Here is a 12344-nt window from a genome sequence, read left to right on the forward strand (position 1 = left end):
GTTCGCTAGAATATGCAATAGAGTTGCAGCGTGAAATTTCGTCCAGGCTCGGGCAAATTGAGGTATCGGTACCTGCTTAAGTGTTGTAAATAGGCCTGGTCCAAGAGGTTGCGCACCTCGAAACGCAGTCCCAACCTCGACTGATTTATGGACCATTCGTTCCCAAGTGCCACGTGAAGTAGACCATAACCCGGCGTAGATCGTTCGTTTCGATCCACTTGATTTTGAGCTGCTGTAGCTCGGTACCGTATTTCGGTATTCCAGTCTTCGGATCCCAAGAAGTGAATATGCCACTCAGCTTTCCAGCGAGCGAGTGCGCTAAAAGGCGGCATGAAGGGAAGAGGAAGGTTTTCGTCAAGGTTGAAGCCATAAACGTATTCGGCTCCTAAGTCAAGGGATTGGGTGGCGGTCATGAGCCAAGTAAACGCTAGTTCTGATCCGGTATGCACAGCTGGGGCCTGTTCATATACAAAGAGCTGCCCTGCTTCCGGAAGTGGCGAAAACTCGGCTGTGGGTCTCAGAAACAAGAAGTTGGTGAAGTAATTAAAGAACGGGCTTACCTGAAGACTCCAGCGGCGATCTTTCCAGGTAAGCTCTCCATCGAACTGGTACCCGACCTCCGCCTTGTTTTCTTGGTTTCCTACTTCGTGTCGGAAGGTACCGTGATGAACACCGTTCGCCGATAATTCGGCGATGTTTGGGGCGCGAAAAGTTCTGGCCGCGTTGATTTTTGTCGAGAATTGGTCCGTCCAATCATAGGCCCAGCCAAAGGCCGCACTTATGTTGGGGAAGTTGATTTGGTTGCTCTGTGCTCGAAGACTGGAGTCTACTTGGACAACTTCTCCGTCAATAAAGTCATAGATGGCTTGATAGTGACCATCAATATCATAATGCGCAAAATCTGCACGTACACCTGCATTAAAGGAGTGTCTGCCTCGAGTCCATTCGTCAATGAAATAAGCACCGGCTAGCCAGCGCTGATAATTCGGGATCAAAAATTCAAACCCGTTGCGACGATTCTTTTGAGCTTCTCCTTGCACGCCCCATTGTCTCTTGTGGTTGTCTTTGTATTGAAATGCGCGTGTATTGATCGTGGCCGTAGTCAATTCCAGACCAAGAGCGAGGGTATTGCTGCTATCGGGGGTGATTCCGTGAAGATGAGGGAAGGAACGTTCTTCTCGGTGGTTGTGCTGAACGCCAAAGTCGGTTACCCATTGCCATTGAGTGCCGTGATAGTGGTGATGAGCACTAGCGCGAACATGGGTAATGTCTTGATAGGGAAGGTCAATGTTTCTGCGGTCCCCATCATCAGCAAGCTGATACGCTCTGGGGATGCCAATAGCTCCAGGAAAAATGCCAACGCGCTGGTCATAATAGCTCAATCGCCCTTCAAAATCATGGGCGCCGCGGTTCACGCCTCCTTCGAGTTGTACACTCCACTGTTCTCCGGCTGTGTTCTTGAGTTGCTCGTTTTCTATCTCGAGCAAAAAGGAATTATAGTTAAAGGTTTCCGCGGGTACGCTGTAATCGCCAAAGCTCTGCCCGGAAAGTCTCCCTTTTACCCATCCGCGCTCTCCTCGATAGGTCGTCTGCGCTGTAGCCCCAAGGCTTTGGTTAACACTTTGGTAGAAGGTGGTGGCTTCGCCACTCCATTTCGCATTGGGTAAGGTTGCAGGTCTGAGGTTGATTACTCCCCCGGTGGCATCGGACCCGTAGGCCAGTGCTTGAGCACCTTTAACCACCTCAACTTGCTCTACGCTAAAAGGGTCGACTTCCAAGCCATGGTCCATACCCCATTGCTGTCCTTCTTGTTTGATGCCGTTCACATTAACTTGAAGCCTCGCTCCCAAAAGGCCGCGGATTACGGGCTTTCCAATGCCTACTCCTGTGGTCATGGATTGTACACCAGGCAAATCCAGAAGAGTCGTTGAAAGGGTATTTGTCCACTGCTCACGCAATTGGTCTCGATCCGCGAGCAGTACGGTAGCGCTCGTGCTGGTTGTCGGGCTCTTTCGATCAACAGAGACGGTCACCTCGTCAATGAGGTAGTTCTCTGGCGACAGTTCAATAATGAGCAGGGAATCCGTGTTTTCAGTTTCCAGGTGAAGGTGCTGATATCCAATGGCTTGAATGTGAAGGTGCAGCGTGGGTTCATCGGCCCGTAGGGCAAAAAAACCATTGGAATCTGCCGTCGTTCGGTCATGCCCATGGCCATACTGAATGAGCGCGTAGGGGACACCGTTTCCGGTTTTGCGATCCACGATCTGGCCCTTGGTCTCTACTTGCCCCACGGCACGAAAAGCCAATAAGCCAAGAAGAAATAAAAGTATCCGCGTTTTATTCAAATTACGATGCCTTGATCCGCGCAATGACTTCCTCCGGAGTGAGTTCGGCTTGCTCGCCTTTCTGCATGTCCTTTAAGGCCAAACGGCCCGATTCGATTTCTCGACTTCCGACCACAGCAACAAAGGGAATTCCTTTTCGGTCCGCGTAAGTCATTTGCTTTTTCATTTTGGCCGCTTCGGGATATACTTCACAGCGAATGCCTGCTGCTCTTAGTTCCTGGGCCCATTTGAGACACCAAACAGCCTCCGTTTCACCGAAGTTCACGAAAAGCAGTTGTGTTTCGTTGGCCACGGTCTCGGGAAAGCGACCCAATTCATCCAACACTAGGTAGATCCGGTCGAGGCCAAAACTAATTCCGACACCTGGGAGTTGATTTCCGCCGAAAACGCTGGTCAGATCGTCGTAGCGGCCTCCTCCACCAATGGAGCCTAGCTCCACTTCCGTAGAAACTACCTCGAAGATTGGCCCCGTGTAGTAGTTGAGTCCTCGCGCAAGCGTAACGTCCCACCGCAGCTGGGCTTTGCTCAACCCGAGGTCTGAAGCCGTAGAGAAGAGGAAGCGCATTTGGTTGAGGGCCTCACGGCCCGATTCGAATTGTCCGAGCATCTCCTCGAGTACGTCGAACTGAGCTTCAAAGTTATCGGGCATGTCGAATAGTGGAGCAAGACGCTCAATAGCCGCCGCGGAAAGCCCGCGTTCACGCCATTCTTTTTCTACACCGTCGCGCCCAATTTTGTCTAGCTTATCCAAAGCGACGGTTAAATCTGTGACTTGATCGGGAGCTTCGATCAACTCAGACAATGCGGTCAACAAGCCTCGATGGTTCACGCGAATTTCGACATCCAGACCAAGGCGATGGAAGACTTGGTCGTAAATATGAATCAAATCTACTTCCTGTAAGAGACTCTTGGAGCCAACGACATCAGCGTCACACTGATAGAATTCTTGGAATCGGCCCTTTTGAGGGCGATCGGCCCGCCAAACCGGTTGGATTTGGTAGCGCTTAAAGGGTAGGGCAAACTCGTTTTGATGCATGACCGCATAGCGTGCAAAGGGCACGGTGAGGTCATAGCGCAGTCCTCTTTTTGAGATTTGTTCCGTAACTTTCGATAAATCCACCTCCGTAGGAGATTCTGAAGACTGGCGATAACCCCTTAGATAGTCGCCATTGTTGAGGATCTTAAAAACAAGTCGATCACCTTCTTCGCCATACTTGCCAAGAAGGGTCTCCAAATTCTCGAAGCTTGGAGTTTCGATGGGTTGAAATCCAAAGGACTCGAATACGGTGCGGATATGTTGAATGATGTATTGGCGACGCTGAACCTCTTGTGGGCCGAAATCTCTTGTTCCTTTAGGTAGAGAAGGTTTGGCTGGCATGGAGTAAGATTTTGGCAAATATCGGAAATAGTAAATGGACGAAAAGGGCTAATTAGCTCGAGAAAATAAACAAAAAAAGAGAAAATTCTAAAAACAAGAATTGATATAACGAGCTAAAGTGCTCTAAATCAGAATAAAACACTTTGGCACCCCTTTTTCTTTAAACACCATGAATTTAAACACCACCAAAATGAGAAAATTGGCATTTATCACGATCGCAGCACTTGTTTCGCTAAGCGCGTGTAAGAAAGACGATGAGGAGCCAGTAAACAACAATCCGGATGATTTCAGAGACATGGTTGTCAGCGACAGCTTTGACTGGAGGTCGACGGATGAGGTGACCTTAAATGTTGAAGGATTGGTAACAGACCACCCCGCGTCATCTACGCTTTATGTCTCCAAATTAGGAGGGGCTATGTTGGTTAAACGATATGTATCGATTGACGAGACTTTTAGTCTAGAATTGACATTACCGTCTACAGAAGACCAGTTGGTTGTTCGTTTCAATACCATTGTCGATACAGTGGATGTAGTGAACGGTCAAGCCGATTTCTCCTATCTCCCGGACGATTTACCTGGAGACGAAGAGTAAAACACTAAAGACACAGAAATCATGAAAAAGGTAATAGCATTCGTCATTGGCCTGAGCAGCATTCTCAGTGCCTCTGCACAAGTAACGCAAGATTTTAACGTCGGAAGTCGGAATGCCGTACGTGCCAACTGCTGGCAAATGTGGGGCATGAACGTCAACGGAGGTAACAATGCCTTGGAAGGATCTCACGGTGCACGAAGCTCACAAATGAGCAACGCTAACGGTACGTATGAGGTCATTAGTCCTTGGATAACGGTTTCACCGAATACACAGGCGTCCTTTAAATATTCTCGTACCAATTCAAGTACCGGCAGCGTGCAACTACAAGTGGTTGCCGTGGATGACAACGGTGTAACTACTACCGTTTGGGGTCCACAACCAGTAAACCCCGGAACACAGAATGGGACGTTCAATATCACCTTAACCGGGACGTATCAGTTCAAATTTGAATTTTTGAGCGGTGGGGGTGGAAACTCTCGCGGTCTTTTGGATGACATCAGCATCGCTGGAACATTCGCAGCGGATATCACCAATAATTCCAATGGGAATTGTGCTTTGGCAACGCAGTCTGCTCCTGATGCTGATGGAGACGGAGTTCCAGATTCGGATGATGATTATCCAAATGACGCAAGCTTGGCATTCAACAATTTCTATCCTGATGCGAGCAGTACGGCAACCATCGCGTTCGAAGACCTATGGCCTTCTTACGGGGATTATGACTTCAACGATGTAATTATTGACTACAAAGTCAATACCATTACAAATTCAGATAATGATGCTGTTCAAGTCATCGTTGAAACGTACGTCCGAGCAGTAGGTGGCTCCAAAGGTCACGGTTTTGGAATTCAATTCGATAACCTAACGGATGCTCAGATTCAGTCCGTTACAGGTTCTGTTTTGGCTGGAGGAATCAACATCAGTGGAAAAGGACTAGAGACTGGTCAATCCAAGCCCGTCGTGATTGTTTACGAAACAGTTGAGGATGTGATCAACCGACCTGGAGGTTCATTGTACAATACGATTCCAGCGAATCCCACTGGTACATCGGACACGACAACCATTGTCATGACCTTTACTAATCCACTAGCGGTTAATTCCTTTGGAACTATACCATTCAACCCGTTCATCTTCGTAGACGGCACGCGAAGTCACGAGATTCACATGGTAGATAAAGCACCAACGGATAAGATGGACATGACCTTATTTGGACAAAGTAATGACGCGAGTGACCCTGCTTCAGGAGTGTACTACAAGAGTGCGGATAATTACTGTTGGGGCATTGAAATCCCGGCTGAATTCGACTATCCGGTTGAAAGACAAGACATCGTTGTTTCACACCTGAAATTTGCTCAATGGGCTCAGTCAAGTGGTGGATCCAGTTCGGACTGGTATGAAGACAAGTCCGGCTATCGAGACAACACGAATATATACTAACGTTGCGCTATATTCCACAGGAGCCCCGTGAAAGCGGGGCTTTTTCTATCTTCACCACAAACGAAATTTCATGAAGAAAGGTATTGTTTTCATCTTCACTCTTTTCACGTTTGTAGGACTACAAGCCCAAGTGAGCCAGGATTTTGAATCAGGAAATCGCAATCAAGTCCGTGCCAATTGCTGGCAGATGAACGGACTCAATACTAGCGGCGGAGCCAATTCCATATCAGGCAACTATAGCGCGCGAACCGATAATCTCAAGAAGCCGAACGGTACTCCAAATGTGGTTTCACCCTGGGTCAACGTTTCCTCGAATACGCAGGTGTCCTTTCTCTTTAACAAGACGAGCAATAGCACCAGTAATGTTCGAATTCAGGTCATAGCTATTGGTGAGGATCAGGCTGAACAGGTGGTTTGGGGGCCGCAACCGGTAAATATGGGCAACCAAACGGGGACCTTTAATCTCACACTAGACGGAAATTATCAATTCAAATTTGAGTTTTTGAGCGGCGGCGGTGGGAACAGCCGTGGATTACTGGATGACATTGTCATTCCTGGAACCTACGCGGCGGATATTACGGCCAATCCCGGAGATGGGAATTGTCCGCTTTTGGAAGAAGAATGTCCGGATCGCGATGGAGATGGAGTTTGTGACGACGAAGATGATTATCCCGACGATCCCGAACTCGCCTACAACAACTACTATCCAGGAGAGGATGAGGTTGGAGCTTTGGCCTTCGAAGATTCATGGCCTTCGTATGCAGACTTCGACTTCAACGACTTAGTTGTGCTTTATCGCCTGAACACCATCACAAATGCGGACAACGACGCGGCGCGCCTAGTATGGGGCTTTTATGTCCAAGCGGTTGGAGGGTCAAAGAAATATGCCTTCGCCATACAACTAGACGATATCGTCCCAAATCAGATTGAATCGGTAACCAATCAAATCTTGAGCGGGGTTACTCAAGTCAACCTGAACGGTACGGAGCCAGGACAGAGCAAAGCCGTCATTGTGGTTTTTGATGAAGTAAATAACGTCATCAATCGTCCTGGTGGTTCTTTTTACAATACCATACCCGGAAACCCCACGGGAGTATCCGATACAGTCTTGATTACCATAGACTTATCTCAGCCATTGAATCCTGATTATTTCTTGGGTTCCCCGCCGTACAATCCCTTCATCTTCGCGGACTTAAATCGCGGGCAGGAAATTCACATGGCGAATATGCCACCAACCGATTTAGCCGATCCAAATTTGTTTGGAACCGGAAATGACGATACAAACCCCTCAAATGGTCGTTACTACCGGAGTGTTGACGATTTCTGTTGGGCCGTAGACATCCCGGAATACTTCGATTACCCCGTAGAAAAGGCAGATATAGTAACTGCCCACCTCAAGTTTCCGACTTGGTGTCAGTCTGATGGTGAGCAGTTTACGGATTGGTATAAAGCCAAGTCTGGCTATCGAGATGATTCGAACATCTACGATTAACGGTACTCTTCTTTAAGCTTATCGGCAAAGACCTTTTTCAATTTCTCAACCTTGGGATCAATAACGTACGTGCAGTACGGTTGAGACCCGTTTAGGTTGTAATAGTCCTGGTGATAGTCTTCGGCTGGGTAGAAGGAGTCAAATTCCGTGATTTCCGTTACGATAGGGTTGGGGAATACGCCTTCTGAATTAAGCTGTTGCTTGTAGTACTCCGCTTTTGAACGCTGCTCTTCATTGTGGTAAAACACTGCGCTTCGGTATTGAGTACCGACGTCAGCTCCTTGGCGATTCATCGTGGTCGGATCGTGGGTTTGCCAGAAGATTTCCAAAATCTCATCAAAGGTGATCACCGTTGGGTCGTAGGTCAATTGGATCACTTCCGCATGACCGGTTCGCCCTGTGGTCACCTCGCGATAAGTCGGATTCTTCACCTCACCACCACTATATCCACTTCGCACACTCTCAACTCCTTCTAGGCGTTGAAAAACGGCTTCTACACACCAAAAACATCCCGCTCCCAAAGTCGCGGTCTCTAAAATGCCACTTTGATCATTCATATCTGCTTCCTCCAAGGGTTCTATATTGCTAAAAATTGGTTCTTTGGGCCCACTGGTCCGTCCACAAGCCACAAGGCTCATAACAAGGGCGCTCAATATGCTGGTCCATTTCTTCATATCTATCTTATTTACCACCAAAAGTAGTGCCTCACGGCACGATGCGTGGTCGTCTTGCAGACAAAGAACAGCCTAGGATTGTTAATGTTTGTTAACGCTATCGAACCACGAACGGCCAGTCGAAGCTATAACTGATTTCGGGGTAGAAGGGGAGGTAGTTGTCGTCACTGTCAAGCATGGCTCCAATGCCAACGGAAAGTCGTCGGCTTTTCTTTTCCTGCTTCCATTCCCAAGCCAAGCCCGCTGAGACCATTCCCCCAACGGGGATTTGCTCAACGTCCAAGTCGAGCCAGTCTGTTTCTACGAAATGGCGATACCCGACCCAGGCTTGTGAATAGTACCTCGTGAACCCACGTTTGCGCCGGTTTCCCTTACGGAAGTTTTGACTGCGCTTGAAGGTATATCCCATCCGCCCGTAGGGGGAAATCCCATCACCATAAAAGCCGGCGCCGCCGCTTAAAGACCATTGTTCCTTGTGGTGATAGCGGATATTTAGTCCGGGCACTGAACCCATCACGCCAAGTTCAACTCCGCCGGAGACGTAGCTCCAGCCATGCACATTGGCCGTGGTGTTGGAGCCACCGCCTTGTGCCTGAATGGCTCTAGGGGCCAACAGGACAATAAGACCGATAAGAAAGACGAGTCTTTTGATTACTTGACGAGTTTCTTGTACTTGATTCGTTTAGGTCCGGTATCACCCAAACGCTTTTTCTTGTTCTCTTCGTACTCGCTGTAGCTTCCTTCGAAGTAGTACACCTGTGAATCGCCTTCAAAGGCCAAGATGTGCGTACAGATTCGATCCAAGAACCAGCGATCGTGAGAGATGACCACCGCGCATCCGGCGAAGTTCTCCAAACCTTCTTCCAAGGCGCGCAACGTATTCACGTCCAAGTCGTTCGTCGGCTCATCGAGCAGCAGTACGTTTCCTTCTTCTTTAAGGGTCATGGCCAAGTGCAAGCGATTGCGCTCTCCACCAGACAAGACACCGACCTTCTTGCTCTGATCGGAACCGCTAAAGTTGAAGCGACTGACATAGGCGCGTGAGTTGATGCTGCGACCGCCGACTTCGATGATTTCGTTTCCGCCGCTGATATTTTCCCAAATACTCTTCTCGGGATCGACTACGGCATGCTGCTGATCCACATAGGCTATCTTCACAGTTTCGCCCATATCAAAGCTTCCGCCATCTGGATCTTGTTGCCCCATAATCATGCGGAAAATGGTCGATTTACCTGCCCCGTTTGGTCCAATGATACCCACGATGCCTGCCGGTGGAAGGACGAAGTTGAGGTCTTCATAGAGCAGCTTGTCCCCGAAGGCCTTACTGACGTTTTTCGCCTCAATCACTTTGTTCCCGAGGCGAGGCCCGGGCGGAATGAAGATCTCCAGTTTCTCTTCTTTTCCTTTAGTGCCTTCTTCAAGCAGTTTGTCGTAGTTGCTCAAACGCGCCTTGCTCTTAGCCTGGCGCCCTTTCGGGCTCATGCGCACCCACTCGAGCTCGCGCTCCAAGGTCTTTCGGCGTTTGCTTTCTTGTTTTTCTTCTTGCTCTAGACGCTTGGCCTTTTGATCCAGCCAGCTGCTGTAGTTTCCTTTCCATGGAATACCTTCTCCGCGGTCGAGCTCCAGAATCCATCCCGCGACATTGTCCAAGAAGTACCGGTCGTGCGTCACGGCAATGACCGTTCCCGCATACCGTTGCAAGTGCTGCTCGAGCCAATCCACGGACTCGGCATCTAGGTGGTTCGTCGGCTCATCGAGCAGTAGAATATCTGGCTCTTGAAGCAACAAACGACATAGGGCAACTCGGCGTCGCTCCCCACCTGATAGGTTCTTGATGGGCGTATCGCCTTCTGGGGTCCGCAATGCATCCATCGCTCGGCCCAGCTTCTGGTCCAATTCCCATCCTCCTGCGGCCTCGATCTTATCTTGAAGCGCTGCCTGACGATCAATGAGCTTTTGCATTTTGTCTGGATCCTCCATAACAGCAGGGTCCATGAAGGCTTCATTCACTTGCTCGTATTCGGCAAGCACATCGACGATTTCCTTCATTCCTTCTTTGACGACTTCTTCGACCGTCTTGTTCTCGTCCAATTCAGGCTCTTGAGGAAGGTACCCTACACTGTATCCGTCTGAAAAGTGAACTTCTCCTTGGTAGCTCTTGTCTACTCCGGCAATGATCTTCAGCAATGAAGATTTTCCAGAACCGTTGAGACCGAGAATCCCAATCTTGGCTCCATAGAAGAAGCTGAGGTAAATATCTTTAAGTACTTGCTTGTTGTTCGTGTAGCTTTTGCTCACGTTGACCATCGAAAAGATGATCTTTTTATCGTCGCTCATGTCCTGTGGATTTGGGCGAGCAATATCGGAATTATTCGGAGGCAATCATTCATAGTTCTGGCTCAATAGACCCATCCTGAATCAATATGATTTCTGGATTCTGTTTCTCCGATTTCAGCCATTCGATATGGCGGGCCAATGCTTCCTTTTTAAGAAGGCTCCCTTGGACCAGTAAAGTAGGTCCAGCGGACAGGGAGCTGACAAGGGTAAACATTCCCGCAAAACACGCCCATCGGGAACACCACAGATGATTCCACCAGAGCATGTACGATAAGATAATGCATCCAAAGGCCAAGGGTAGCCCAAAGAGGAGTAGGCGAGCTCCCCAAATCGCTTTGGTCGTTCCGCGTTGGTATTCCGATTCGCCTTCTTGATCTTCTTGCCACCAACGAGCGTCTAGTGGGACTCGTACATTTTCTCCTGAATGATCGGTTCGAACGACGTGAGAGCCTTTGATTGCGTAGTTGGTCGATCTGTTGTTGTTCTGACCCACACAGGGGATCCATATCATTAGAGTAAAGAGTAGTAGCGTTGTCGTTAGAGTCTTCATGAGATAAGGTGTTTCGGTTAGAATTGGAGACTAAATCCGACGCCGTTGGCGCTAAGGTTAAAGTGGTATTCGGAAGTTGGAATATTGACTGGTCGTACTCCTGTTTCAAGAATGGCCTCGCGCTTCAGCTTTTTCCCTTTTGACATTTTTACAGGGCCAGCAATTAATGACCATGTAAAGACCGTAGCACCGCCTAGAATAATAATGGCGTTGGTTATTCCGTAGTAATCGACCGAAATTTGAGTGCCGATTCCGACTAAACCTAAACCTACTAGGGGACCTGCCATTGCGATGGAACCTCCCTTGGCTATTTGATTTTGTCCGAGTTCGTATTTGGCTTTGAGATCACTGCGTTCTCCCCAGAACGCATCATCCGGTTCGAAATATTGAAACTTACCGTCTTCCACGCTCTTGTAGAGTCGAGCCCCTTTCAACTTGTAGTGGGTATTAGACTCCACAAACCCAATGGTGTCTTGGGGTGTACCTGTTGAGCCTAAAGGCAAAGCGGATTCTGTAGATTGTGCGAATAGCGCAAAGGACATGAGTAAGGAAATTGCTAGCGTACATAAGGATTTCATTTTGAGATGATTTACTTGGTTTGATGCCTCAAAACTCCGCCATCCTCACCCGCGGCCACAATTGATTTCCGCGAACCTGGCCCGCGATTTGCAGTTTTTAAGAAAAGGTTCGGTGGATTTGCCGTTCTTGGCGCTTTTATTGCCAAAAGGGCGTTCTTACCTTTGTGATCGTGAAAAAAGTATTCAGTGTATTGGCGTTTCTCTTGATGTTTTCATTGGCCTACGGCCAGATGGAGACCATAGAGCTTTCAGGTCAAGTACTGAGCCGCGAAACATTCAAGCCGCTTACCCTGGTGAACGTCATTAACCTCAGGGATCGAACGGGTACCGTCACCAATAAAGAAGGAAAGTTCAGTCTGCGCGTCCGCCGAACTGATACGATTATTCTCTCCAGCGTAGATCACGTCAAGGATACTTTGACCTTCGGGCATGTCACCTCAAAGCAACACTTTGTTCAGGCACTCCTTTCTCCCAAAGTATATGTCCTTCGCGAAGTAGAGGTGGGAGAACTGGGGAACTATGACAAACTAAAGAACAAGATTCTAGAGTGGGAGCGGAACAAGAAGCGAACGGCTAGAGCCTTTGTTGAAGAACCAGAACCGGTTCGAACGGAAGCCCCTGAGAAGATTGCGGCTACTTGGGCCAGTCCCTTTGATCTCTTGTACGAGACCTTCGGAAAGCGCCCCAAACAGTTGCGCAAATTAGCAGAGTTGGAGCGTCAGGATGCGTATGAGGCGGCCCTGGAGTATCGGTTTACCCCTAGAGTTGTGAATGCCTTAACGGGCTTGGAAGGGGATGACCTGATCAGGTTCATGCGCAAATGCCGGTTCAGTTTTGAATTTGTGTTCACTGCTTCGGATTACGAGTTTTACATGGCTATTCTGGATTATTATAGAGCCTACGAACGTGATCAGGCGCGGAAAGAGCTCGATTACGTCGATTACTGAACCATCGGCCTGTAGGG

At 48.7% G+C, this 12344-nt stretch carries 11 protein-coding genes; 4 read left to right on the forward strand and 7 right to left on the reverse strand.

Annotated features, from left to right (window positions below; all coding sequences use genetic code 11):
- Positions 1–5: 5 nt before the first annotated feature.
- On the reverse strand, positions 6–2291 hold the full coding sequence (locus tag HZ996_08025) for a TonB-dependent receptor (protein ID QTN39082.1): 2286 nt from the start codon (positions 2289–2291) through the stop codon (positions 6–8).
- Positions 2292–2346: 55 nt separating this feature from the next.
- Positions 2347–3723 carry a histidine--tRNA ligase gene (locus tag HZ996_08030; GenBank protein QTN39083.1) on the reverse strand — a complete coding sequence of 459 codons (1377 nt, stop codon included), beginning with the start codon at positions 3721–3723 and terminating at the stop codon, positions 2347–2349.
- Positions 3724–3913: 190 nt separating this feature from the next.
- Here HZ996_08030 and HZ996_08035 point away from each other — a divergent pair, with 190 nt between their 5' ends.
- From HZ996_08035 to HZ996_08045, 3 genes are all read left to right on the forward strand, one after another.
- A complete protein-coding gene (locus HZ996_08035; protein QTN39084.1) occupies positions 3914–4315 on the forward strand; it encodes a hypothetical protein in 402 nt (133 codons plus the stop codon).
- Between the two features lie 21 nt (positions 4316–4336).
- Positions 4337–5749, forward strand: coding sequence for an LruC domain-containing protein (locus HZ996_08040; protein ID QTN39085.1), 1413 nt, complete (start codon positions 4337–4339; stop codon positions 5747–5749).
- A 70-nt stretch (positions 5750–5819) separates the two neighbouring features.
- Positions 5820–7241, forward strand: coding sequence for an LruC domain-containing protein (locus HZ996_08045; GenBank protein QTN39086.1), 1422 nt, complete (start codon positions 5820–5822; stop codon positions 7239–7241).
- On the opposite strand, the gene msrA is transcribed toward HZ996_08045, so the two are convergent.
- The 5 genes from msrA to HZ996_08070 all read right to left on the reverse strand — a co-directional run bounded on the left by msrA (position 7238) and on the right by HZ996_08070 (position 11344).
- Entirely contained in the window at positions 7238–7915 is a 678-nt protein-coding gene (msrA, locus tag HZ996_08050) for a peptide-methionine (S)-S-oxide reductase MsrA (protein QTN39087.1), read from the reverse strand. The genes HZ996_08045 and msrA overlap by 4 nt on opposite strands.
- A gap of 97 nt (positions 7916–8012) precedes the next feature.
- Entirely contained in the window at positions 8013–8528 is a 516-nt protein-coding gene (locus HZ996_08055) for a hypothetical protein (GenBank protein ID QTN39088.1), read from the reverse strand.
- A gap of 38 nt (positions 8529–8566) precedes the next feature.
- Positions 8567–10252, reverse strand: coding sequence for an energy-dependent translational throttle protein EttA (gene ettA / locus HZ996_08060; protein ID QTN39089.1), 1686 nt, complete (start codon positions 10250–10252; stop codon positions 8567–8569).
- A 49-nt stretch (positions 10253–10301) separates the two neighbouring features.
- Entirely contained in the window at positions 10302–10763 is a 462-nt protein-coding gene (locus HZ996_08065) for a hypothetical protein (protein QTN39090.1), read from the reverse strand.
- A 56-nt stretch (positions 10764–10819) separates the two neighbouring features.
- Entirely contained in the window at positions 10820–11344 is a 525-nt protein-coding gene (locus HZ996_08070) for a hypothetical protein (protein QTN39091.1), read from the reverse strand.
- Positions 11345–11550: 206 nt separating this feature from the next.
- Between HZ996_08070 and HZ996_08075 the strand changes: the two genes are divergently transcribed.
- Complete coding sequence (locus HZ996_08075) at positions 11551–12327, forward strand: carboxypeptidase-like regulatory domain-containing protein (protein ID QTN39092.1); 777 nt, start codon at positions 11551–11553, stop codon at positions 12325–12327.
- Positions 12328–12344: the final 17 nt, after the last annotated feature.

It is taken from the genome of Cryomorphaceae bacterium (genome assembly GCA_017798125.1).
In the GTDB taxonomy this organism is placed as follows: domain Bacteria; phylum Bacteroidota; class Bacteroidia; order Flavobacteriales; family ECT2AJA-044; genus ECT2AJA-044.